General features: G+C 64.5%; 26 protein-coding genes. 15 read left to right on the top strand and 11 right to left on the bottom strand.

What is annotated here, in order from left to right; genetic code table 11:
- Positions 1-280: hypothetical protein (locus tag VOI29_RS09715; protein WP_323778233.1), on the top strand; the 280-nt coding region annotated here is incomplete at its 5' end.
- 277 nt (positions 281-557) lie between these two features.
- Here VOI29_RS09715 and VOI29_RS09710 read toward each other — a convergent pair.
- The 3 genes from VOI29_RS09710 to VOI29_RS09700 all read right to left on the bottom strand — a co-directional run bounded on the left by VOI29_RS09710 (position 558) and on the right by VOI29_RS09700 (position 3,088).
- Entirely contained in the window at positions 558-1,268 is a 711-nt protein-coding gene (locus VOI29_RS09710; RefSeq protein ID WP_323778231.1) for a S1 family peptidase, read from the bottom strand.
- A 634-nt stretch (positions 1,269-1,902) separates the two neighbouring features.
- Positions 1,903-2,631 carry an arsenical resistance protein ArsH gene (gene arsH, locus VOI29_RS09705; protein WP_323778229.1) on the bottom strand — a complete coding sequence of 243 codons (729 nt, stop codon included), beginning with the start codon at positions 2,629-2,631 and terminating at the stop codon, positions 1,903-1,905.
- On the bottom strand, positions 2,615-3,088 hold the full coding sequence (locus VOI29_RS09700) for a hypothetical protein (protein WP_323778227.1): 474 nt from the start codon (positions 3,086-3,088) through the stop codon (positions 2,615-2,617). Before VOI29_RS09700 ends, arsH begins: the two co-directional genes overlap by 17 nt.
- A 370-nt stretch (positions 3,089-3,458) precedes the next feature.
- Here VOI29_RS09700 and VOI29_RS09695 point away from each other — a divergent pair, with 370 nt between their 5' ends.
- Positions 3,459-4,061, top strand: a complete 603-nt coding sequence (locus VOI29_RS09695) for a thymidine kinase (protein ID WP_323778225.1) — start codon at positions 3,459-3,461, stop codon at positions 4,059-4,061.
- 55 nt (positions 4,062-4,116) lie between these two features.
- The gene (locus VOI29_RS09690) at positions 4,117-4,362 is read left to right on the top strand and encodes a hypothetical protein (RefSeq protein WP_323778223.1); all 246 of its coding nucleotides are present in this window, start codon (positions 4,117-4,119) and stop codon (positions 4,360-4,362) included.
- Between the two features lie 29 nt (positions 4,363-4,391).
- Here VOI29_RS09690 and VOI29_RS09685 read toward each other — a convergent pair whose 3' ends face one another.
- The 6 genes from VOI29_RS09685 to VOI29_RS09660 form a co-directional block, all read right to left on the bottom strand.
- Entirely contained in the window at positions 4,392-5,345 is a 954-nt protein-coding gene (locus VOI29_RS09685) for a D-glycerate dehydrogenase (RefSeq protein WP_323778221.1), read from the bottom strand.
- Position 5,346: 1 nt separating this feature from the next.
- On the bottom strand, positions 5,347-5,685 hold the full coding sequence (locus VOI29_RS09680) for a tRNA-binding protein (protein WP_323778219.1): 339 nt from the start codon (positions 5,683-5,685) through the stop codon (positions 5,347-5,349).
- Positions 5,678-6,493, bottom strand: coding sequence for a pyrroline-5-carboxylate reductase (proC, locus tag VOI29_RS09675; RefSeq protein WP_323778217.1), 816 nt, complete (start codon positions 6,491-6,493; stop codon positions 5,678-5,680). Before proC ends, VOI29_RS09680 begins: the two co-directional genes overlap by 8 nt.
- A 40-nt stretch (positions 6,494-6,533) precedes the next feature.
- The gene (locus tag VOI29_RS09670; protein WP_129370222.1) at positions 6,534-7,034 is read right to left on the bottom strand and encodes a YbjN domain-containing protein; all 501 of its coding nucleotides are present in this window, start codon (positions 7,032-7,034) and stop codon (positions 6,534-6,536) included.
- 331 nt (positions 7,035-7,365) lie between these two features.
- Complete coding sequence (locus VOI29_RS09665; RefSeq protein ID WP_323778215.1) at positions 7,366-7,917, bottom strand: 2OG-Fe(II) oxygenase; 552 nt, start codon at positions 7,915-7,917, stop codon at positions 7,366-7,368.
- Between the two features lie 203 nt (positions 7,918-8,120).
- Positions 8,121-8,366: an accessory factor UbiK family protein gene (locus VOI29_RS09660; protein ID WP_019296037.1), complete on the bottom strand. Its 246-nt coding sequence runs from the start codon at positions 8,364-8,366 to the stop codon at positions 8,121-8,123.
- Between the two features lie 97 nt (positions 8,367-8,463).
- Here VOI29_RS09660 and lgt point away from each other — a divergent pair, with 97 nt between their 5' ends.
- The 5 genes from lgt (at position 8,464) to VOI29_RS09635 (ending at position 12,698) form a co-directional block, all read left to right on the top strand.
- Positions 8,464-9,363 (top strand): prolipoprotein diacylglyceryl transferase, encoded by a 900-nt coding sequence (gene lgt / locus VOI29_RS09655; protein WP_323778212.1) that lies wholly within the window; start codon positions 8,464-8,466, stop codon positions 9,361-9,363.
- The gene (locus tag VOI29_RS09650; RefSeq protein ID WP_323778210.1) at positions 9,360-10,427 is read left to right on the top strand and encodes a class I SAM-dependent methyltransferase; all 1,068 of its coding nucleotides are present in this window, start codon (positions 9,360-9,362) and stop codon (positions 10,425-10,427) included. Before lgt ends, VOI29_RS09650 begins: the two co-directional genes overlap by 4 nt.
- The gene (gene pgeF / locus VOI29_RS09645) at positions 10,424-11,179 is read left to right on the top strand and encodes a peptidoglycan editing factor PgeF (RefSeq protein ID WP_323778209.1); all 756 of its coding nucleotides are present in this window, start codon (positions 10,424-10,426) and stop codon (positions 11,177-11,179) included. Before VOI29_RS09650 ends, pgeF begins: the two co-directional genes overlap by 4 nt.
- Positions 11,180-11,466: 287 nt before the next feature.
- Positions 11,467-11,589, top strand: coding sequence for a hypothetical protein (locus tag VOI29_RS09640; protein WP_024089293.1), 123 nt, complete (start codon positions 11,467-11,469; stop codon positions 11,587-11,589).
- Between the two features lie 329 nt (positions 11,590-11,918).
- On the top strand, positions 11,919-12,698 hold the full coding sequence (locus VOI29_RS09635; RefSeq protein ID WP_323778206.1) for a Hint domain-containing protein: 780 nt from the start codon (positions 11,919-11,921) through the stop codon (positions 12,696-12,698).
- Between the two features lie 92 nt (positions 12,699-12,790).
- On the opposite strand, the gene VOI29_RS09630 is transcribed toward VOI29_RS09635, so the two are convergent.
- Positions 12,791-13,291: an Lrp/AsnC family transcriptional regulator gene (locus tag VOI29_RS09630; RefSeq protein WP_027258143.1), complete on the bottom strand. Its 501-nt coding sequence runs from the start codon at positions 13,289-13,291 to the stop codon at positions 12,791-12,793.
- Between the two features lie 240 nt (positions 13,292-13,531).
- On the opposite strand from VOI29_RS09630, the gene trxB reads away from it, so the two are divergent.
- The 5 genes from trxB (at position 13,532) to VOI29_RS09605 (ending at position 20,246) form a co-directional block, all read left to right on the top strand.
- On the top strand, positions 13,532-14,473 hold the full coding sequence (gene trxB / locus VOI29_RS09625) for a thioredoxin-disulfide reductase (RefSeq protein ID WP_323778203.1): 942 nt from the start codon (positions 13,532-13,534) through the stop codon (positions 14,471-14,473).
- A gap of 6 nt (positions 14,474-14,479) precedes the next feature.
- Positions 14,480-14,818 carry a ribonuclease E inhibitor RraB gene (locus tag VOI29_RS09620; RefSeq protein ID WP_323778201.1) on the top strand — a complete coding sequence of 113 codons (339 nt, stop codon included), beginning with the start codon at positions 14,480-14,482 and terminating at the stop codon, positions 14,816-14,818.
- A gap of 317 nt (positions 14,819-15,135) precedes the next feature.
- Positions 15,136-16,194, top strand: coding sequence for a Hint domain-containing protein (locus VOI29_RS09615; protein WP_323778199.1), 1,059 nt, complete (start codon positions 15,136-15,138; stop codon positions 16,192-16,194).
- 75 nt (positions 16,195-16,269) lie between these two features.
- On the top strand, positions 16,270-17,949 hold the full coding sequence (locus tag VOI29_RS09610) for an adenylate/guanylate cyclase domain-containing protein (protein WP_323778197.1): 1,680 nt from the start codon (positions 16,270-16,272) through the stop codon (positions 17,947-17,949).
- A gap of 233 nt (positions 17,950-18,182) precedes the next feature.
- Entirely contained in the window at positions 18,183-20,246 is a 2,064-nt protein-coding gene (locus VOI29_RS09605; RefSeq protein WP_416361510.1) for a bifunctional sulfate adenylyltransferase/adenylylsulfate kinase, read from the top strand.
- 380 nt (positions 20,247-20,626) lie between these two features.
- Here VOI29_RS09605 and VOI29_RS09600 read toward each other — a convergent pair whose 3' ends face one another.
- The gene (locus VOI29_RS09600; RefSeq protein ID WP_323778193.1) at positions 20,627-21,586 is read right to left on the bottom strand and encodes a LysR family transcriptional regulator; all 960 of its coding nucleotides are present in this window, start codon (positions 21,584-21,586) and stop codon (positions 20,627-20,629) included.
- A gap of 131 nt (positions 21,587-21,717) precedes the next feature.
- On the opposite strand from VOI29_RS09600, the gene VOI29_RS09595 reads away from it, so the two are divergent.
- Both VOI29_RS09595 and VOI29_RS09590 read left to right on the top strand, forming a co-directional pair.
- Positions 21,718-21,942: a DUF1127 domain-containing protein gene (locus VOI29_RS09595; RefSeq protein WP_323778191.1), complete on the top strand. Its 225-nt coding sequence runs from the start codon at positions 21,718-21,720 to the stop codon at positions 21,940-21,942.
- A 688-nt stretch (positions 21,943-22,630) separates the two neighbouring features.
- Positions 22,631-23,481, top strand: an 851-nt coding sequence (locus VOI29_RS09590; protein WP_323778189.1) for an urease accessory protein UreD, incomplete at its 3' end; no start/stop codon positions are given.

Genomic DNA, 23,481 nt, shown 5'->3' with positions numbered 1-23,481 from the left:
CCAGATCTGGCTGGAAGGTCAGGGCGTGGCCTGCGAGCTGGTGAACAAGGTCTATGAGGGCCGTCCGCATGTGGTGGACATGCTGAAGGACGGCGGCGTCCAGCTGCTGATGAACACCACCGAAGGCGCCCAGGCGGTCGAGGACAGCAAGGAAATGCGCTCTGTCGCGCTTTATGACAAGATCCCCTATTTCACCACCGCGGCCGGCGCCAATGCGGCTGCACGGGCGATCAAGGCCCAGGCCGAAGGGGATGTCGAGGTGAAGAGCTTGCAGGGCTGACGCCCGGCGCCGGCTCTCTTCAGCACAGCCTTTGCAGCCTCGTATTCTGACGGCTGTGCTCACAAAAGCCCCGGCAACGCCCGGGGCTTTTCCTTGTCCGCCGCAATCCGCAGCCGTGGCCGAAATCTATCAATGCATCCTAGCCAAACTGGCCGGTAGCGGGGCGCCCGAGGCCGGCGGCTAGCCTGCCGCACATGGAAACAGCCCCGGAACCGAACGGGGCTGTTTCAGGTGATGCCGCCCGCCGGGCGCTGGGGCTGTTGCGCGGCTCCCGTGGTCACCCCGCCTGCCGGATCAGCGTTTGCAGTGTGTGGCCCAGCGGGGCGGCCAGCGATACGCCTTTGCCGCCCATCCGCGCTTTCGACGAGATCACCGACACCAGCCGCGGCGCGCGGCCCGGACGTGTCTGCAGCACCGGCGATCCGGACGCCCCGAGATCGACCCTGCAGGTGGTGATCAAGGAGTTCTGCCGCGCCACCAGCACCTGGCATGCGGTCTGCAGCCTGGGCGATCTTTCATGGCTGCGGGAATATGACATCACATCCACCCGCGCGCCGCGCTCCGGGGTTGCGGCCAGGGCCAGCGGACGGATCACATCAGGGCTGATCGGGCTGGCCAGGCGCAGCACAGCAATGTCTGTGACGGTTTGAAACTGGCCGGTCCGGCCGTGGCGGTAGCCGGGGTGAACAACCGCCTTGGCCACCGTGCGCGACGCCTTGGCCCGGAAGCCGTTGAGGCCGGCTTCAAATTTGATGCTGCGCGGATTGACCGCCTGGCCGTTGCGGGTGTCATACATGCAATGGGCCGCCGTCAGCACCATATCCGGTGCGATCAGGCTGGCCGTGCACATGGCTTTGCCGCCGATATTCAGGCGGCCCACCGCCTCCCATCCCGGCACAGATTGCACCGGCGCCGGTTGCCCGGCCGCAGCCTCTCCAGTGCTGAAACCCATTAAAACCGCGGCGGCAATTCCCAGAAATCGTCTCATAACCCACTCCATGTTCCCACACCGCCATCGTCGGTGAGCCCTGGGGCTGGAATGCGGCTTGCTGCGGTGCCGCGCGGGCAGAAACATGGGCAGAATGCGACAGGATTAACAAATCGTTAACGCCGGGGCTCTGTGCCGGGGCCGGGGTCCTGAAACCCCTTATTTACTTAACAGACGCCCGCAATTTTAGAAAAATACCTTTAAAAACAATGGAAAATCCGCTGGGTTTCGTTAGGAAAAAAGTTCAGGATTTCCCCTGTTTCCGCGTGATTTGCGGCCCGGGCGGTAACTTCACGGACCAATTGCGGCGGAAATGAGCCTTAACAAATGCCTAAATACCGGGGGAAAGGCCGCCCAATTCCTTAACTGCACAGCACACCCAATGCGGGAAAGGCCGATCCGGACAGCCGCAATGCCTGTGCCGCCGGAGGCTTGCAGCGGCCTCTGTTCCACTGCAAACTGGCCAGACCCGATTGCTGACACCGGAGCCTTTAAATGCGCCTGACGCTGTTTCTCACCGCCCTTCTGGCCCTGGCTGCCTGCGACGTGCCCTTGATTCCGCTGATCTGAATCAAAAAGCCCCGGCAGCGGCGCCAGGGCTCAGCTATGCCTGAATAAAGGGACTGCCTGCGGGCTACGTCTGCGACACCCGCTGATGCACCTCCCCGGCGCTCTCCACCCGCTCCGAATAGCGGTCGGTCAAATAGTCCTTGCGGCCGCGCACCAGCCAGGTGAATTTCACCAGCTCTTCCATCACATCCACCAGACGGCGGTAGAACGGGCCTTCCGGCAGGCGCTCTCCCTCCCCGAACTCCAGCCAGGCCTTGGGGATCGAGCTTTGGTTCGGGATGGTCAGCATCCGCATCCAGCGGCCCAGGATCCGCATCTGGTTGACCGCATTGAAGCTTTGCGAGCCGCCCGAGACCTGCATCACCGCCAGCGTCTTGCCCTGGGTGGTGCGGATGCCGCCCTGCAGCGACAACGGCAGCCAGTCGATCTGCAGCTTCATGATGCCGGTCATCGCGCCATGGCGTTCCGGGCTGGACCAGACCATGCCCTCGGACCAGACCGCCAGATCGCGCAGCTCAGCCACTTTGGGATGCTCCGCCGCGCCCGCATCATCCGGCAGCGGCAGGCCGGACGGGTCGAAAATCCGCGTCTCGCAGCCCAGGCTGCGCAGCACCCGCGCCGCCTCCTCAGCCGCCTTGCGGGAATAGCTCACGTCGCGCAGCGAGCCATAAAGCAGCAGAATACGCGGCGCATGGCGCGGGTCATCCGGCGCCGCCAGCGCCTCCACATCGATCGGATGCAGTTCGCTTTCCGCAATGGCGGGCAGGCTGTCGCCGTCACCGGTCACAGGCACTGTCTTCCTCCAGATGCAGCTTCATATCCAGCAGAACCTGCTGCAACAGCACCGTTTCCCGCAACAGCCGCTTGGCCTCGTTCACGGTGATGATGCCATCCTCCATCGCTTCCTGGTATTCGCTCATCAGCTGGGCAAACCGCTGGCTCAGCGCAATCACATCCGCATTGACCCCGCCGCTGCGCCCGGTCTCCGCGGCAGGGCCGTTGCCGTTGTAGGACAGGGTGATATTCTTCAGCTCCGCCAGCGCCGAAGTCACATGCGGATAGGACGCAGCGCTTTCCAGCTTGGCCACCGCATCAACCGGCATGAACCGGTCCGTATGCTCGGCATTGTCCGAATAATAGCGCCCCAGCGTCGCCTTGGATTTCCCCGTGATCTGGCAGGCGGCTTCGATGCCGACATCCTTCACCAGCGCCTCGGTGTGTTTTTTCAGATACGTCCCGATTTCAGCCATATACTTCCTACCTGGCTTGACCGCCGCCCCCATGGGGGAACGAACCGGTTATTTTCCCATGTCTAAGTTGTAGAGGAATTGCGATACCTTATCCATCCCTCTGGTTTTCGGGGATTTAGTGAGTGGGATGATGCAATTGGCATCTTTTGTTCAGTGCAATGCCGAGCGGGTGAGTGACGTTCTGCGGTTCGGGTAATTGGTCTGCCCGGCACTTTGGCTCTCCGGGGCTTTTGGTTTGGTACTATCGGGGCTTGTTCCTCCCCGGCCATGCCTGCCCCGGAGAGCCTTCCCGCCACAGCCTTCCTGTTCGCTGCAAAACCCGCACGAATCCGGTTTTCCCCGCAGGCCGGGGCAGATAAACCCCGCCCCCATGGCCAAGCTCTATTTCAACTACTCCACCATGAACGCGGGCAAATCGACGGTTCTGTTGCAGGCCTCGCATAACTACCGCGAAAACCGCATGGACACCTACCTGCTGACCGCCCGGCTGGATGACCGCGCCGGCGAGGGCAGAATCGCTTCGCGGATCGGCATCGGCGAAGCGGCGGACATGTTTGCCGCGGGCGACGACCTTTATGCCCGCATCGAACAACGGCTGCGCCGCGGCCCGGTGGCGGCGATCTTTGTCGACGAGGCGCAGTTCCTGTCGCCCGATCAGGTCTGGCAGCTGGCCCGCGTTGTCGATGACCTGCGGGTGCCGGTGCTGGCCTACGGGCTGCGGGTGGATTTCCAGGGCAATCTGTTCCCCGGTTCCGCCACCCTGCTGGCGCTGGCGGATGAAATGCGCGAGGTGCGCACCATCTGCCATTGCGGCAAAAAGGCCACCATGGTGGTCCGCCAGGACGATCAGGGCCGGGTGCTGACCGAGGGCGACCAGGTGCAGATCGGCGGCAATGAGACCTATGTCTCGCTCTGCCGCCGCCACTGGCGCGAGGCGGCAGGCGATCTCCGGACCGGCAAAGCGGCGGAATAAGCGGCCGCCGGAAAATGTGCTATGCTCTTTGGCACAACTTCCAAAGGAGGCCGTCATGACCGTTCGGGACCCGCTGGCAGGCAAGCTGCGCTTTCACATGGCCAGCCTGGCAGGCGCCTGCATCGCAGGCACGCTGATCATCGCCGCGTTCACCCTTGGCTACTACTCTTGGCAGTCCATCGCCGTCTGCGTTGCAATCGCCGCCCTGGCCGCCTGGCCGGCAGGCGCCTTTCTGACCCGCAAGATCAAGCGGGACGATCCGGCCTGGGACGACCGGAACGACAAGCCCAAGGACGTCTGAGCCCGGCCGGGCTCAGACCTGGATGCGGCTCAGACCCGGTTGGGCAGCGCCTCTCCGGCCAGATAGGCTGCGACGTTGTCCAGCGCCATATGGCCCATATCGCTGCGCACCTCCTCGGTGGCGGTGCCCAGATGCGGCAGCAGGGTGGCGTTATCCAGATCGATCAGCGCCTGCGGCACCTTGGGCTCGAACTCATAAACATCCAGCCCCGCACCGCCGATCCGGCGGGTCTGCAGCGCCTCGATCAGCGCCGCCTCTTCCACCACTTCACCGCGGGCGATGTTGATCAGATGCGCATGGGACTGCATCGCGCCCAGCACATCGGCGTTGATCAGATGGGTCGTCTCGGCGCCGCCCGGCACCGCCACCACCAGGAAATCCACCTGCCCGGCCAGATCAATCAGGCTGTCGGCCCGGTCCGCCGGGAAATCCAGATCCTTGGGCGACCGCGCCACATAAGACACATCCATGCCAAAGCCATAGTGGCAGCGCCGCGCAATCGCCTGGCCGATCCGGCCCATGCCGGCAATGCCGACCCGCTTGCCGGTGGCGTGCAGCCCCAGCATCTGAGTCGGGTGCCAGCCCGCCCAGTCGCCCTTGCGCAGCATCCGCTCGCCTTCCGAGGCGCGGCGTGCCGACATCAGGATCAGCGTCATCGCGATATCGGCAGTGGCATCGGTCACCGCGCCCGGCGTGTTGGTCACTTCGACGCCTGCCGCCCGCGCGGCCTCCACATCGATATGGTTGTAGCCGACCCCGAAGTTGGCCAAGAGCTTGCAGCGCGGTGTGCCCGCCTTGGCAAAGATCTCGGCTGAAAACTTGTCGCCCAGCGTCGGCACCACAATGTCGAACTCGTTGAGCGCGCGCAGCATCTCCGCCTCGCTCATCACCGCGTTGGTCTCACGGATTTCCAGGTCGGCAAACGCCTCCCGCGCCCGTGCCGTAACCGCTGCCGTCATCGGCCGCGCAATCCAGATCTTCATCTCAGTGCATCCTCCCGCCCAGCGGGACCTGTCCATCAGGCCCGGCCAGGAATATTTCTCCATCCTCATCCGGCAGGCCCAGCACCAGGATCTCTGACATGAACTTGCCGATCTGCCGCGGCGGGAAGTTTACGACGGCCAGAACCTGCTTGCCCACCAGCGTTTCCGGCATGTAATGCGCCGTAATCTGCGCTGAGCTCTTTTTTACGCCGATTTCAGCGCCAAAATCGACCCAGAGCTTGATTGCCGGCTTGCGCGCCTCGGGATAGGGCTCCGCGCGCACAATTTCGCCGACCCGGATGTCGACTTTCATAAAGTCGTCAAAATTGATCTCAGCCACGCGACAGCTCCTTGGAGCGGTTGGTTGCCGCCGCCACAGCGCGGTTCAAAAGCACCGGAAAACCATCGTCGCCGTCCATCAGCACCTCAAGCGCGGCTTGCGTGGTGCCGTTGGGACTGGTCACATTGATGCGCAGCTGGCTGGGGCTTTCGTCCGCTGCTTCTGCCAGCGCACCGGCACCGGCAACAGTTGCCTTGGCAAGCTTCATTGCCAGTTCCGCCGGCAGGCCCTGCGCCTGGCCGGCAGTGGCCAGCGTCTCGATCAGATGGAACACATAGGCGGGGCCGGAACCGCTGACGCCGGTGACGGCATCCATCTGGTCCTCGTTGTCCAGCCGCACGGTCTGCCCGACGGCCTGCAACAGCCCCTCGGCACGGTCCAGATCGGCGCCGCTGGTGCGGCTATTGCCGATCATCGCGGTAATCCCGCGCCCGACGGCAGCGGGGGTGTTCGGCATCGCCCGCACGATCGGCGACTGCGCGCCCAGAACATCCTCAAAGGTGGCGATCGAGGTGCCCGCCGCAACCGAGATGAACAGGGTCGATCCGTTGCCGTAGCTTTGCAGCGCGGGCAATGCGGCGCCCATCATCTGCGGCTTCACCGCGATCAGCACGATGCCCGGCGCCGCGGGCAGGTCTGTGTTGATATGGACGCCTGTGCCCTGCAGCCAGTCCGACGGATGCGGATCAATCACCCAGACCGAGGCGGCGGGCAATCCGCCCTCCAGCCAGCCGGCCAGCATCGCCGATCCCATCTTGCCGCAGCCCAGCAGCACCAGTCCGCGCGCGGAAATCTCTTGCATATCCATCTTAAGCCCCTCCCCTAAATTGTCAGGTTCAGGGCAAGGTTTACGCCCGCCCGTAGGCCTCTGCAATGGCGACCTGCATTGCGTCCTGGGTGCTGCGCTTGCCCCAGACCGCCAGCTGGATCGCCGGGTAGTAGCGCTCGGCATTGGCCACCGCGGCCTTCAGCATCGCATCGATCTGCTGCGGGCTGGCCATCTGGCCGCCGGACAGCATCAGACCATACCGGAACAGCATCAGCTTGTGATCCGCCCAATAGGTAAAGGAGCCCTCCCAGCACTGGTCGTTCATGCTGTTGATCAGCTCATACAGCCGCGGCAGCTCCGCCTCCGGCGGCTCCATCTCAAAGCTGCAGACCAGCCGCAGGCATTCCTCATAGCCCGACCAGGCCAGCGTCAGCGAATAGGTGCGCCACTGCCCTTCCACCGACATGGCGATCTGATCATCGCCAACCCGGTCAAAGTCCCAATCATGATGCGACGCCAAATGCTCGACGATATCGATGGGGTGGATGTCTTCTTCCAAGTGAAGCTCGGATAGTGCCATGTCGCCACCTCTCTCGTTGCCTAGCCTACCGGGCACAGAGACCCCTATAGCTAGATTATTTTGCTACGGGCCGGGGGCGTAACCCCGCTCCCATACAAGATATGGTGGGGCTGAATTGAGGATCTGGCAACCTTTATTTTGGGGATATCTGCAATAACTTGTGGATGAACTATCCACAGCCCCCTAGATGCCGGCTGTGTGACCCTGCCCCACTCTGCCCGGCTGGTAAAGCCCGAACCGGCCGCCGGCCCCAGATATTGCGCCGCGCCGCCGGACCGGTGGCACAGGGGGCCGGACCGCCGCCGCCGTCCGGCCGCGGCGCCGCCGGAAGCTACCGGAACGCCGGCCCGTGCGCCCAGACGGTCAGCGACTGGCGCGTGCCGCGGGTTACCGGGGTGACCTGATGCAGCAGAAAGCTGGGAAACACCGTGACGCTGCCCTGCGCCCGGCTGGCGGCCACCACATGGGCACCGGGCATCACCTCCAGATCGCCGCCGTCATAGGCGCCGGGCTTGCTCAGCTGCACCATCAGGGTCAGCTTGCGCTTGCCCGCCACCGGCCCGTCGCCGATGTCCGAATGCCAGGCGAAATGGCCGCCGTCCTCGGCCTTGTAGCCGGCGGCCTGGGGGCTTTCGGCAAACTCGCGCAGATCGAAATTGAACAGCTCCCGGTTGGCCCGCCGCACCAGCGAGATCAGCCGCTCCATCACCCAGCCGGTCCCTGGCACATCATCCAGCCACACCACGCTGGCGCGGCGCAGGTTGTGATCGCGGGTCTGGCCCACCAGCCGCGCCTCGCTGTCCGGTTCGGCTTTCACTTTCCTGGAAATCTCCGCGCATTCCAGCGCGCTGAACCCACTGGGCACTGAATAGACAGACACCATGCCACCATCCTTCTGTTGCAGCAGCGGCAGCATGTACAGAATGGCGGGATCAGCGCTGTGCGGTTTTCGACCAGGCGGGCGGAAAGCGACGTGTTTCCATCCCCTGTTCTGCAAGGCAGCCATGCAAAGCGCCGCCAAGGCGCAAAAAAGCCCGCCGCAGCATCACGCCGCAGCAGGCTCTGTCAGCAGGCGCGGCGGCCCGGTTACTTCTGCGCCGCCTCCAGCGCGTCCAGCCGCGCTTTCAGCGCCTCATTCTCCTCGCGCGCCTTCTGCGCCATCGCGCGCACCGCGTCGAACTCCTCGCGGGTGACGAAATCACGGTCGGCCAGCCAGCGGTCGATCATGCTTTTCAGCGCGGTGTCCGCCTCGTCCTTGGCGCCCTGGGCCACGCCCATCGCATTGGTCATCAGCTGGGAAATATCGTCCAAGATCTTGTTGCGGGTCTGCATGTTCTTCTCCGTCTCGGGGCTGACTCCTATATGGGGAAGCGGGCGCGCGGCTGCAAGCCGTTGACTTCCCCCAAAGACCAGAGGCATTCAGACGCCCATGCAGGCCATGATCCACTTCCCCGACCTCTCGCCCGAGATTTTCTCGATCTCCCTCGGCACGTTCGAATTTGCGCTGCGCTGGTATGCGCTGGCCTATATCGCCGGCATCATCATTGCCTGGCGGCTGGCGGCGGCGGCGCTGCGCCGCCCCGCGCTGTGGCCCGCGCAGCAGCCGCCGATGAAGCCCGAACAGGTCGAGGATCTGCTGACCTGGATTATCCTCGGCGTGATTCTGGGCGGGCGCCTGGGCTTTGTGCTGTTTTACCAGCCCGCCTATTATCTGGCGCACCCGGCCGAGATCCTGAAGATCTGGCAGGGCGGCATGGCCTTTCACGGCGGGTTGATCGGAGTGGTTCTGGCGACGCTGATCTATGCCGCGCGCCACCGCATCCCGAAACTGCAGATTGCCGATCTGGTCGCCCATACTGTGGCGCCGGGGCTGCTGCTGGGGCGGCTGGCGAATTTCATCAATGCCGAGCTTTGGGGCCGCCCCACAGACCTGCCCTGGGGCGTCGCCTTCCCCGGCCCTGCCGCACAGGACTGCGGCCAGGCGCTCGGGGACCTCTGCGCCCGCCACCCCTCGCAGCTGTATGAAGCATTGATGGAGGGGCTGATCCTCGGCGCCCTGCTCCTGTATCTGGCCTGGCGCCGCAGCGCCTTCCACACCCCCGGCCGCCTGCTGGGCGTGTTCCTGGCGGGCTACGGGCTGGCCCGGTTCATCGTCGAGTTTTTCCGCCAGCCGGACGCGCAGTTCGTCACCCCCGGCAACCCGCTGGGGCTGGCCTGGCATATGGACGGCTTCGGCCTCACCCAGGGTCAGGCGCTGTCGTTGCCGATGATCGCCATCGGCCTCTATTTCCTGCTCCGCGCCCGCCATACCGCCCGGCGCCCGGCATGAGCCTGCTGCACCATCTGACGGCCCGCATCCGGGCGGACGGCCCGGTCTCCGTAGCGGATTACATGCGCGAGTGCCTGCTGCACCCGCAGTTCGGCTATTACACCACCCGCGATCCGCTGGGCGCCCAGGGCGATTTCACCACCGCGCCGGAAATCAGCCAGATGTATGGCGAGCTGATCGGCCTGGCCCTGGCCCAATGCTGGCTTGACCAGGGCGCCCCCGCCCCTTTCACCCTGGCCGAACTGGGACCGGGCCGCGGCACCCTGATGGCGGATCTGTTGCGCGCCACCCGCGGCGTGCCCGGCTTCCACGCGGCGATGCAGCTGTGCCTGATCGAGGCCTCTCCGAAACTGCGCCGCACCCAAGCCGGGACGCTGCACGCATACGCCCCTGAATGGCTGGACACGGCAGAGGCCCTGCCCGATCAGCCGCTGCTGCTGGTGGCAAACGAGTTTTTCGACGCCCTGCCGGTCCGCCAATTCATCCGCAGCGGCGATCAGTGGAGCGAAAAACGCATCGGCCTCACCGGCGGCACCCTCGCCTTCGGTCTCAGCCCGGCGGCGCCGCAGCCCGCCTTGGACCACCGGCTGCAAGACACCCAGGAGGGCGATCTGGTCGAGATCTGCGACGCCGCCGCCCCCGTCATCCAGGCCATCGCCAGCCGAATCGCAACCCATGGCGGCGCCGCGCTGATCGCGGACTACGGCGACTGGCGCGCGCTTGGCGATACCTTGCAAGCTTTGCGTGCGCATCAACCTGCCGATCCGCTGCAGGCCCCCGGCGAGGCCGACCTGACCGCCCATGTGGACTTTGAGGCGCTGGCAATGTCTGCAAAATCAAATGGTTGCGCCTTTACCCGCCTCACCCCCCAAGGGGTGTTTCTGGAGCGTCTCGGCATCACCGACCGCGCCCGTGCCCTGGCCGCACCGCTGCAGGGGGAACCGCTGGAAAGCCTGATCGCCGCACATCGGCGGTTGACGCACCCGGATGAAATGGGAAACCTATTCAAAATACTCGGCCTCTATCCCTCGACGGCCGCCTCTCCGCCAGGATTGAACCCATGACGCTTGAAATTCTCCCGTCCGATCTGCTTGGCCCGGTGCGGCACGGCTTTTTCACCCGCCGCGGCGGCGCCTCCTCGGGCATCTACCGCGGGCTGAACTGCGGCCTCGGCTCCACCGATCAGCGCGAGGCGGTGCAGATCAACCGCGCCCGCGCGGCCGCGGCCATGGACGTGCCCGCCGAGAATCTGATCGCCGTGCACCAGGTCCACAGCGCCGATGTGCAGGTTGTCACCGCCCCCTCGCAGGAACGCCCCCGCGCCGATGCCATGGTCACCAATGTGCCGGGGCTGGCGCTGTCCATTCTGACCGCTGACTGCCAGCCGGTGCTGTTCTGCGACCCCCAAGCCGGCGTCATCGGCGCTGCCCATGCGGGCTGGCGCGGCACGCTGGACGGGGTGCTGGAGGCAACTCTCGACGCGATGGAGGGGCTCGGCGCCCGGCGCGAGGACACGGCGGCGGTGATCGGCCCCGCAATCTCGCAGCGCGCCTATGAGGTCGGCCCGGAGTTCTTTGAAGATTTCGTGATGCAGGACGACGGCTACGCCCGCTTCTTTGCCAACGGCCAGGACGGCCGCTACCTGTTCGACCTGCCGGGCCTGGGCCTGCACAAGCTGCGCCAGGCCGGAGCAGGGGCGGCGGAATGGACCCGTTACTGCACCTATTCCGAGCCTGAGAAATTCTACTCCTACCGCCGCGCGACCCACGCGAAAGAGGCCGACTACGGCCGCCTGATCTCCTGCATCCGGCTTTAACCGGCCGTTAATCCGGGCAATTGTGGCGAATTTCATCAAATTCCGCCGCATTCCCTGCCCTCCGCCGCGGCGCCCCGCCCTCCGATAATAACTACCCAATTCAAAACAACCACTTAACCTGAGCATCGCCGGGCATACCCTTTCCGGGCGATGCTGCGGCACCAGGGTAAAAATGCCCTCAGCCGGCCATATTCGCGGCGCAAATGTTACCCATAAACAGGTCAGAACAACACAAACAGCAGCCCCCTTTGCACAAGGGGCAGCTGCCGGGCGAAGGACAGACCACCATGAAGATGAACAAGCGTTTCATTGCCTCCATCATCCGCTCCGCCAAAAGCGAGACCGTCACCCTGCCTTGGGCAGCCGCGCGCCGCCGAGACGGCCAGACCGCGAAGCAGAAACTGGGTTAACGCCGGGGACGGGTGCCCTGGCGGCGGCTTCCCCTGGCGCAAGCGCGCCAGCCCGGCCAGCCGCCGCCGGGGCACCCAACCGGTCTGATCGGAGGCCGGCGGCCGCGTGACGCGTCCTTAGCCGAACCGTCTTGCATCCGTTCCGGCCTGCCGCCGGGACCCGCCCGCAGCGCTGCCAGGCCCGGCCGGGTGTTAACCAATTTGCTTCATAATTTTTGACAATTTGAATTAATTGCCGCCATTTGGTGCGCATAGATATCGTTCAAGCACGTCTGTGTTGCCGGTGGGGGCCGATGCAAACGGGCAGTTTGAAAGGAAAGGTGGCTGTTATGACCATCGCCCACTCGCTGCAGACAGCTGCAGCAAATGCCATTGAAGCCAACGCGTTCCTGCAGGATCCGGCAGCCCAGCGCAGCGCAACCAAGCCGCAGCTGCGGCGCTATGAGGTCAGCAGCCTGCTGCCCAGCGGGGCAATTACCGAAACCCGCCACATCGCGCCTGCCCTGCCGCTGTTCGAGGAGGCGTTTTGCGCCTTTTCCCGCGGCTCCCTGGTGGACACCGCCAGCGGCCCGGTTGCCGTCGAGGACCTGCTGCCCGGCGATGACATCCTGACCCGCGGCGGCGGCAGCCAGCCGCTGATCTGGATCGGCCGCACCAGCCTGCTGCCCGCGCAGCCCGGCAGCCGCGGCCGCAGCCACCGGCTGACCAGCTTCATGGCCGACAGCCTTGGCTTGCAGAAACCCGCCTCCAGCCTTGTTGCCGGCCCCGCCGCCCGGCTGCTGCGCGCCCCGCCGCATCTGCAGCGCGCGGACAGCAGCCCGCTGCTGACCCCGGTTGCGGAATTCCAGGACGGCATGAGCATCTTTGAAACCGCCCCGCCGGCGCCGGTGGACATGTACCACCTCTGCCTGCCGCGCCACGCCGCAATCAACGTCGGCGGGCTGGAGTTTGAAACCTACCACCCGGGGCCGGATGCGCTGAAACTGGCAAGCTATGCGATCAAGACCTTGTTTCTGAACATGTTTGCCCATGCCGACAGCATCCGGGATTTCGGCCCGCTGGCCTATCCCAGGGCCGCCGGCAAAAAACCTGGCGGCGCTGTTCTGTAAGCCGGCAGGCGGCCGGCGGCAGCACCGGACACAGCAAAGCCGGGCATATCCCTGCCCGGCTTTTGCCTGTCAGACCGCTGGCTGCTTGCAGCTTACGCCTCGCGCGCCAGCCGCTCTTCCAGCACTTCGAACGGCACCCCCGGCTCATCCTTGGCGCCGCGGATCACCAGCGAGGTTTTGACGCTGGCCACATTCGGCGTGGTCAGCAGATCACCGGTCAGGAAACTTTGGAATGTGCTCAGATCCGGCGAGACGCATTTCAGGATGAAATCCACCTCGCCGTTCAGCATGTGGCACTCGCGCACCAGCGGCCAGCTGCGGCATTTTTCCTCGAACGCGCTCAGCTCCACCTCGGCCTGGCTTTCCAGCCCCACCATCGCAAAGACCTGCACCTCGAATCCCAGCTCGCGGGAATTCACATCGGCGTGGTAGCCGTGGATCAAACCGGCCTCCTCCAGCGCCCGCACCCGGCGCAGACAGGGCGGCGCCGAAATGCCGACCCGCTTGGCCAGCTCCACATTCGTCATCCGCCCATCTGCTTGAAGCTCCGACAAAATCTTGCGATCGATCGGATCAAGGCGGGTTGTGACCATGTTCAAAGCTCCTGTGGAATTTGCGTTTCTTATAACACTGCCGCCGGGCCGCGCAATAATGTTTCATCGCTGCGCAATATTCTTTGCGTTCCGCTGGCGCAGGCCGCGCTGCGCGCAGCCCCGGCGGATTTGCATCCTGCCGCATGCCAAGCCTTGGGGGTTTAAGCCCGCGGACCCTGCCGCTATATGCATTGCCTGACGGCGGCACGCCCGCCAGGCTGCATAACGTGGGGAACACACATGAGCGAGACGCGCCACACCAAGGTTCTGATCATCGGCTCCGGGCCTGCAGGCTATACCGCGGGGGTCTATGCCGCCCGTGCGATGCTGGAACCGGTCCTGGTTCAGGGGATCGAACCCGGCGGCCAGCTGACCACCACCACCGAGGTTGAAAACTATCCCGGCTTCACCGAGGTGCAGGGCCCCGACCTGATGATCAAGATGCAGGAGCACGCCGAGGCGATGGGCTGCGAGGTGATCGGCGACTACATCACCTCGCTCGACACCTCCGCCCGCCCGTTTACCGCCAAGGCCGACAGCGGCACCACCTTCACCGCCGACGCGGTGATTCTGGCGACCGGCGCGCGCGCCAAATGGCTGGGCCTGCCGTCGGAAGAGAAGTTCAAGGGCTTCGGCGTCTCCGCCTGCGCCACCTGCGACGGCTTCTTCTACCGCGGCCAGGAAATCGTGGTGATCGGCGGCGGCAACACCGCCGTGGAAGAGGCGCTGTTCCTCACCAACTTCGCCTCCAAGGTGACCCTGATACACCGCCGCGACGAGCTGCGCGCCGAGAAGATCCTGATCGACCGCCTGATGAAAAACGACAAGATCGAAACCCTGTGGTTCCACACCCTGGAAGAGGTCGTGGGCACCGAAAACCCGCTGGGGGTTGAGGGCGTCGTGGTCAAGAACGTGCAGACCGGCGAGCTGAAGGAAATCCCCTGCAAGGGTGTTTTTGTCGCCATCGGCCATGCCCCCGCCAATGAGCTGGTGAAGGACGTGCTGGAGCTGCACAACGGCGGCTATGTCCAGGTCAAACCCGGCTCGACCGAAACCTCGATTCCCGGCATCTATGCGGCCGGCGACCTCACCGACCACAAATACCGCCAGGCGGTGACCTCGGCCGGCATGGGCTGCATGGCAGCACTGGACGCCGAACGTTTCCTGGCCGAACAGGACTGACCCCGGATGCCGCATGATTTCGAAACCCAGCGGGCCGGAACCGTTGCGGCATTCAACGATCTGCAGGCCGAACACGGCCTGCCGGAGGCGGCGGACGTGGATTACTTCTTCGTCCCCGCCCGCGACGGCGCCGACTGGCGCGCCCTGGCCGAAGCGCTGAGCCGCGAAGGCTACAGCTGCAGCTACCTGAGCGCCGAGCAGGCGGAGGACGGCATCCCCTGTCTGGCGGCCACGCTGCCAGAGCAGATCATCTCCGCCACCGGCATCTGGATCGGCGAGGAAGTGGCCACCCGCACCGCCCTCGCCCACGGATTCGCGCCGGACGGCTGGGGGCTGGAGGGCTGAGCCCCTCCAGGGCTCAATCCTGCCGGTCCGGTTTTGTTACCCTTGGCCCGGCAACCGTCAGAACAGCCGCCCCCGCGCAGCCATCGGACGCGCCTGCCAGAGTCATAGCGCCGGGCCGCCGCAGGCATCAAGGGCGCCGTCAAGCCTCTGGAATACCTGACTTTAACGGCGCCGGCCATGCGGCTGCACACCGCCAAACGGGCGCCGGAAAAACATTCATCCGGATTTCAGCTCCGCCTTAACCCGGCGTTAGAGAAAACACCGCAAAACCATCGGGAAAACGACTGCACTTCAGATTGTTCTGCCGGGGGGCTTAAATGGCGATACGAACTTTAAACGCATTCAATGCGGACGCATTCACCGTCGCTGCCGCCTCCCCCCATATGACTGCGGGCAGTTCGATCATCAACAATTCGGACACCCCGGCCGGGACGGTTTTCACTTATGATTCCAGCTACGCTGCCGAGCGGATCACCGTGGACGACACCGCAGGCGACGCTGACAGGATGGAGGATGACCAGTCAGGCGGCCATACCATCGTCGATGGCGGCTCCATGGTCGCCAGCGGCACCCCGGTCGAGGCCGAATCGCACCACTACGTGCAAGAGCTTGACGCCGGCGGCAATCCGTTCGGCCCGGTCATCACCATCACCGTGTTTTCCCAGAACGGCATCACCCAGGATGTCTGGGGCTTTGCCACCGACACCCCGCTGAAAGACGGTGCGCGGTACAAGAAAACCTCCGGCAGCAATACCGGCAGCTCCGAATACGACAGTTTTGTGCCCTGTTTCGTGACCGGCACCGCGATCTGCACCGATCAGGGGCTGCGCCCGGTGGAACGGCTGCGCCCCGGCGACCGGGTGCTGACCCGCGACAACGGCTTTCAGCCGGTTCTCTGGGTCGGCATCCGCCGGATCGGGCCTGACTGGTTGCAGGCCTGCCCGCATCTGCAGCCGGTGCGGGTTGCCGCCGATGCCTTTGGCCCCGGCCAGCCGGCCCGGGATCTTTGGGTCTCGCCGCAGCACCGGCTGCTGCTGAAAGGCGCCGCCTGCCAGATGCTGTTCGCGGAGCCGGAGGTGTTCGCCGCCGCCGCCCATCTGCAGGCGCATCCCGGCGTTGACCGGCAGCCGGTGGCCCGGACCGCCTATGTGCATCTGCTGTTCGAGCGCCATCAGGCGGTGCTCTCCAACGGCCTCTGGAGCGAAAGCTTCCAGCCCGGCGGGCAGCTTCTGGACAGCGGCAGCGCCGCCGCCCGGCAGGAGATCCTGACGCTGTTCCCCGATCTCGCGCACCCCGGCGGCAGCGCCTTCCCCGCCGCCCGCAGGGTTTTGAAACAAAAGGAAAGCCGCCTGCTGGCAGACCTTCCCCTGGGGTGAACGCCGGGCTGGCTTGACCGCCGCGCCCGCCCGCCCCAGTCTGCACCCCGGAAACCGCGCAACAGGAGGACCAGGGTGGCAAGCGCGCTCTGGCAGGGCAATTGGATCAGCCGCACCCGGATCATCACCGGGCTGGTGCTGCTGACCTATGTCTTCTTCCATTTCATAAACATCGGCCTGGGGCTATTGTCGCCCGGATGGATGGATCACTTCCAGGACATCCGCCAGCTGATCACCCGCAGCCTTCTTGGCAGCCTGGTCCTCTATGCCTCGCTGATCCTGCACGCCGGCCTCGCATTGTGGAACCTGGCCCGCCGCCGCAGCTTGCGGATGCGCTTTGGCGAGGCGGTGCAAACCCTGCTTGGCCTGCTGATCCCGCTGCAGCTGCTCAGCCATCTGGTGTTCACCCGCTATGCGCACGAAACCTACGGCGTCAACGACGAATACCCCTATCAGATCGTGCTGATGTGGGCCTCTCCCGAGGTCTGGCAGCAAAGCGCGCTGCTGCTGGCGGTGTGGATCCACGGCTGCATCGGCCTGCACTACTGGCTGCGGCTGACCCGCTGGTGGCGGCCTCTGATCCCCTGGATGGCGGGGCTGGCCGCCTTCATCCCCGGCTTTGCCCTGGCCGGTCTGCTGACCGAAGGCCGCCGGATCTATGATCTGTTCGTCGAAGGCAGCCGGCGCGCCGAATTGATGGCGGGGTTCAAATGGCCCGGCCGCGAGGAATTTGCCGAACTGCACCGGGCCGACAGCGGATGGTTCGCCGCTTTCCTCATCCTCCTGGGGCTGACCGCGGCGGCGCATCTGCTGGCCCGGCTGCTGCGCCGCCGCCGGGCCGTGCGGATCCGCTATGCCTTCGGCCCTGAAATCCGCGCCGAACGCGGCATGACCCTGCTGGAGATGTCCCAGGCCCACGGGGTCCAGCACACCTCGCTCTGCGGCGGCAAGGGGCGCTGCACCACCTGCCGGGTGGTGGTCGACATAGGCGGCGAACACCTGCCGCCGCCCGCCCCGCCCGAAGCCCGCAGCCTGGAACGGGTCAAGGCCCCCGCCAGCATGCGGCTGGCCTGCCAGATCCGCCCCCAGGCACCGCTGACCGTCACCCGCATGTTCCGCCCCGATGGCCGCCCCGGCCGCGCCCATGCCAGCCAGGGCAGCGAGCAGCAGCTGGCCGTCCTGTTCCTCGACATGCGCGGCTTTACCGCCCGCACCGCCGGCCAGCTGCCCTATGACGTGGTGTTCCTGCTGAACCGCTTCTTTGACGCCATCGTGCCCGCCGTCACCGGCGCCGGCGGCACCGTGGACAAATACCTTGGCGACGGCCTGCTGGCCTTGTTCGAGGCCCGCTCCCCCGCCCGCTCGGCCCAGGCGGCGCTGGACGCGGCAACCGCCATCGGCCAGGCGCTGCAGGATTTCAACGCCCGGCTGGCGGCGGACGGCGAACCGGAGATCCGCATCGGCATCGGCATCCATCTGGGCGAGCTGGTCCTGGGTGAGATCGGCAGCGCCGGCCATGCCCCGCGCACCATCATCGGCGGCAGCGTCAACACCGCCAGCCGGCTTGAGGCCAAGACCAAGGACCTGGGCGTTGAACTGCTGATCTCGGCCCGGGTGCTGGACGCCGCCGGATACGAATCCGGCCATCTGGCGCTGCAAACCTTCCAGCTGCGCGGCGTTGCCGGACCGCTGCGGGCCCTGCCTGTCGCCTATGCGGCCGCCCTGCCGCGGACCCTGGCCGCGGAACAGCGTTAAGCCGCCCCGCGGCTGTGCAGAACGCCTGTTCGGCCGCCGCAGCCCGGCCGCCGCCGGCTGTCCGCGCCCGCAGCCAGAGGGCGGACAATCTGCCGCCCGGCCTGCCCCGTTGCAGCACGGCAACGCAGCAGAAAATCGCCGGTCCTAAGGAAATTGCGCTTTGCTTTGCGGCGGAACCATGCAATGCGTTCACGCGTGAACACACTTTGATCCGTTGAGCCGTGCCTGAAACCGTGACCATATCCACCCCTGACGAGGAAGACCTGCTCTTCCGGCTCCTGCGCCAGCTTGATGCGGCGCCGGATGCATCGCAGCGGGCCACGGCTGCGGCGCTGGGGATTTCGCTGGGCGGGCTGAACACGCAACTGCGCAGCGCCGCGGAAACCGGCCTGATCACCATCAGCAACCGCCCCGGCCCTGATAAACGCCAGCGGTTCGCCTATTCCCTGACCACCCGGGGAGCGGCGGAAAAAGTGCGTCTCACCGATAAATTCCTCGCCCGCAAGCTCGCAGAATACAACGCGCTGCACGCGGAACTCACAGGCGCGGCAAGCGGCCTGCCCCCTCTAAAGCACAGGACTCATCCCATGCAAAGCAACCTGGCTCCCATCCCAGAGCTCTATGTTTCCTACGAAAGCGCGCAGAAACTGAAGGTCGAAGCAGCCGGCCTGACCAGCTGGGATCTGTCCCCGCGCCAGATCTGCGACCTGGAACTGCTGATGAATGGCGGCTTCAACCCGCTGAAAGGCTTCCTGTCGGAAGACGACTATAATGGTGTCGTCGAGAACATGCGCCTGGCCGACGGCTCCCTGTGGCCGATGCCGGTCACCCTGGATGTGTCCGAAGACTTTGCCGGCAGCATCGAAATCGGCCAGGACATCGCCCTGCGCGACCAGGAAGGCGTGATCCTGGGCACCATGACCGTCACCGACCGCTGGGAGCCGAACAAATCGGTTGAGGCGGAAAAGGTGTTCGGTGCCGACGACGACGCGCACCCGGCCGTCAACTACCTGCACAACCAGGCCGGCAAGATCTACCTCGGCGGTCCGGTCACCGGCATTCAGCAGCCCGTGCATTATGACTTCCGCGGCCGCCGCGACACCCCGAACGAGCTGCGCGCCTATTTCCGCAAGCTGGGCTGGCGCAAAGTGGTTGCATTCCAGACCCGCAACCCGCTGCACCGCGCCCACCAGGAACTGACCTTCCGCGCCGCCAAGGAGGCCCAGGCCAACCTGCTGATCCACCCGGTTGTCGGCATGACCAAACCCGGCGACGTCGACCACTTCACCCGGGTGCGCTGCTACGAGGCGGTGCTGGACAAATACCCGGCCGCCACCACCTCGATGTCGCTGCTGAACCTGGCGATGCGCATGGCCGGCCCGCGCGAAGCTGTCTGGCACGGCCTGATCCGCGCCAACCACGGCTGCACTCATTTCATCGTCGGCCGCGACCACGCCGGCCCCGGCAAAAACTCGGCAGGCGAAGACTTCTACGGCCCCTATGACGCGCAGGAGCTGTTCCGTGCCAACCAGTCCGAAATCGGCTGCGAAATGGTCGACTTCAAGCATATGGTCTATGTGCAGGAGCGCGCCCAGTACGAGCCCAACGACGAGATCGCCGACCGCGACAACGTCACCATCCTCAACATCTCCGGCACCGAGCTGCGCCGCCGCCTGTCCGAAGGCCTGGAAATCCCGGAATGGTTCTCTTTCCCCGAGGTGGTCAAGGAACTGCGCCGCACCAAGCCGCCGCGCTCCAAGCAGGGTTTCACCGTGTTCTTCACCGGCTTCTCCGGCTCCGGCAAATCCACCATTGCCAACGCGCTGATGGTCAAGCTGATGGAAATGGGCGGCCGCCCGGTCACCCTGCTGGATGGCGACATTGTGCGGAAAAACCTGTCGAGCGAGCTGGGCTTCTCGAAAGAGCACCGCGACCTCAACATCCGCCGCATCGGCTATGTGGCCTCCGAGATCACCAAGAACGGCGGCATCGCGATCTGCGCCCCGATCGCGCCTTATGCCACCACCCGCCGTGCGGTGCGCGAGGACGTCGAAGCCTTCGGCGCCTTTGTCGAAGTGCATGTTGCCACCACGATCGAGGAATGCGAACGCCGCGACCGCAAGGGCCTGTACAAGCTGGCCCGCGAAGGCAAGATCAAGGAGTTCACCGGCATTTCCGACCCCTACGACGTGCCGCAGAACCCCGAACTGTCGGTTGAGACTGAAAACGTCGACGTCGACAACTGCGCCCACCAGGTTCTGCTGAAGCTGGAAAGCATGGGTCTGATCTCCGGCTGATCCGGACGGCATTGAGGAACGAGAACGGCCCGCCAATTGGCGGGCCGTTTTTTTGGGGAGAGAGGCGATTGGCGGCTTTGAGCCCTTGGACGAAGCGCCAACACCTTGCTGCGCGCGCTCGCATTACGACGGCCTGCCGCACCGCCCAGACCTATCCGCTGCATGGCCGAAGGGAATGCGGAGGTTTGGGAAAGCTGCGTCGGTTTTTCGAGGATCAATGCCGAAAACGCAGGAAATACTGACGTCGCGTGATAACGGCCCAACCGCCGCTTTCTGCGCTTTGCGCCCTGGGATACCATCAAGCTGGCTGCCGTCCCCTGAAATCATCATCCAGATGGAAATCACAGGCCAATGAAGCACGAAAAATCAACCTGAACCAGTCAGTTAAGGCTGCTTATCGGCACATCGATGCTGTCGTGGCGGGCGCTCACAGCATCAGAGGCGGCTCCGGCACCATTTCGAAACTGACCCGTGAGGAAATCGATAAATGCACGAATTTTCGGTGCGAGGTTGCGCCGGTCGGCAAACAGGACTGCGATTTCTGCGTTCCTCTGAGAATACTCCGGCAACACTCGGATCAGCTCTCCGGAACTTAATTTCGCTGTGACAAGATAACAGGGCAGCCGTGCGATCCCGAGCCCAGCCAGCGTGGCACGATAGACCACGTCGGTGCTGTTGCCTTCGAAGTTACCGACCGCCTCAACGCCTCTGCCGCTGACGCCTTCCCCTCTGATCCATTCATTTCGTTCTTTGTTCCCGGCGATCCCGAGACAGTTATGCTGCGCCAGGTCTTCAAAGTTTTCCGGATGTCCTGCGCGTTCCAGATATGCAGGTGCGGCGCAGAGAATGCGCCGGCTTTGCATCAGGGTGCGGACAACGATGTCAGGCTGCCTACGCTGTTCGGCCAGGCATATGGCGACATCAAAGCCTTCGGCGACGAAATCAATATCGCGGTCAGTCACCTCCAGTGATACCTGAATGTCCGGGTTATCAGCCAGAAACTTCGGCAACACGGGTATCAGCTGAGACTTACCGAACGTGACACTCGAAACAATGCTCAACTTGCCGCGAGGCAGGCCGTCAAGGCTTTGGATATAGTCCTCCGCCTCCGCAAATTTTACGGCCAGCTCTTTGCACTTCAAATAAAGCTCGCGGCCTTCAGGTGTCGGAGAGACACCGCTTCGGGTGCGGTTGAGCAGGCGATAGCGCACCTGATCCTCCAGCTGCGCCACCTGCCTGCTGACTGCTGACGGCGACTGGCCAATTTCGCGGGATGCTGCAGAAATGCTCCCTTGCTCCACGACTTTCACGAAGAGCAGCATTTGGGAGGAAATGTCCATCTGACACGAACTCCCTGTTCCAATCCATTATAGCCCTTTTGCGCATTTGCAAAATTGTTAGCGCCTGCAGGGCGGGTTACTTTGGCAGTGCAGCATTAATTCTGCACTGCAGCAAGGGGTGAGGAATAGCCATGGCAGGACACAACGCGTTTAATGGGCACGGCGGCGGTTTTTTCAGCGTTCTCACGCATTTCAGGCAAGAAAGCGGCGGTATCAGAAAAATACTGGGCCGCCGCAAGAGCTATGAGCAAACCGTTTTCGAACTTTCGGCGCTGTCTGACCGCAGCCTTACCGATCTCGGCATTCCCCGGACAAACATCAGGCAGCTGGCACGGGAGGCTGCTGATGACCTGTAGAACTTCAGTCCGCGCTGATTGTTTAACCGGCCGTTCTGCCATCCCTGGACAGGTCCCTGGGCAATGGCGGGCAGACCAGGCGCCGGCGTCCGGCTCTGCGGGGGGGCACTGAAACACGTTGCGGACCGCTGGCAGGCCAAGTGCTGCAGCAAAGCATAGCTGCAGCGCCCAATTGTTCGGCACATGAACCGGAAAACTGTTTAAACGTCGGCGAACGGGCAGATTCCTTTGCTCGCGGCACAAAAAACCTTCACGGCGGGCGCCGCAGCGCGGCATAGCAGGGCCACACACAGGCTGCGCCGGATACTTCCTTCCATCCTGTGCAGCCGAAAAAGAAGTCCAACAGGGCGTGGCCGGGCAGTGGTTTGCCCGGCCAGGTCACTTGTTCAAAGCCGAATTCACATCGGCTGACCTGGTTCAGGAAGGACTGGCGTTTTGCGCAGCCCCCGGGCGTGTGCCCCGGTTCGCCGGGCATCTGGCGCCAGAAACACTGTGCACGTCGATTTGCCCTGCATCCGTGCAAAATTGGTGTTCCATGGTGCTGCTGCAGCAAGCCAGTCGGCGCAGTCTCATTACCGCCCAAATGGCAGGCACATCTTGATGCGGCCAGCCAATTTTCAGGCAGGCCTGCCCGCCGCAGCTGCGGATCCCGGCCGGACACTGGCAAATTCCCGGATCTGCCATCCCAATGAAACTGCAAATTTCCCGGGAGGCGAGCATCACCGCGCAGTCAGCCATAAGAAAATGCCCGGATCTGCCCCGCGCGATTGCCAGGGCAGAAGTTACCGTGCATGTGCCGGACGGGTGTTCGAGGCTGAAAACACTGCATCAGCTCGGAGCTCTGAAACTGCTGTTTCCGAAGGGCCGTCCGGATGTCGAGGCGATTGCGGTCAATACTGCTGGCGGCATCACCGGCGGAGATGATTTCCGGCTTTCAGCCACCGCCCTCGCGGATGCCGGCTTGACGGTTACCACCCAGGCGGCGGAACGCATCTACAGGGCGCTGCCGGGCCAGACCGCCCGGGTCGAAACCCGGCTCTGCGCCAAGGCCGGCGCCAGGCTGAACTGGCTGCCGCAGGAGACCATTCTGTTCAACGGCTGCGCCCTGCACCGCCGCCTGATTGCCGAGCTGGAACCTGGCGCGCAGTTTCTGCTGGTTGAGCCGTTTATCTTCGGCCGCGCCGCAATGGGTGAAACGCTGACGCATGCGGCAGTCCGCGACCGGATCGAAATCCGGCGCGGCGGCAGTCCTATCTACCTTGATGCCACGGCCCTTGCCGGAGATGCCGCCGCAATGCTGCAGCGGCGCGCAGTTGCGGGCGGCGCCGGCGCCATGGCCTCTCTTGTGCTGGTGGCGCCGGAGGCCGAAGTGCAGCTTGCTCCGCTGCGCCGGATGCTGCCGCAGACCGCAGGCGCCTCCTTGCTTGGACCGGATCTTCTGGTGCTCCGCCTGCTTGCCCGGGACGGTTTTGCCCTGCGCCAATGCCTTGTTCCGGTGCTGGAGCGGCTGCTGCCCGCGGGGCTGCCGCGCACATGGAT

It is taken from the genome of Leisingera sp., assembly GCF_034669605.1.
In the GTDB taxonomy this organism is placed as follows: Bacteria; Pseudomonadota; Alphaproteobacteria; order Rhodobacterales; family Rhodobacteraceae; genus Leisingera.
Note: the sequence above shows the minus strand (reverse complement) of the source record. Positions and strands in the feature narration are given on the sequence as shown.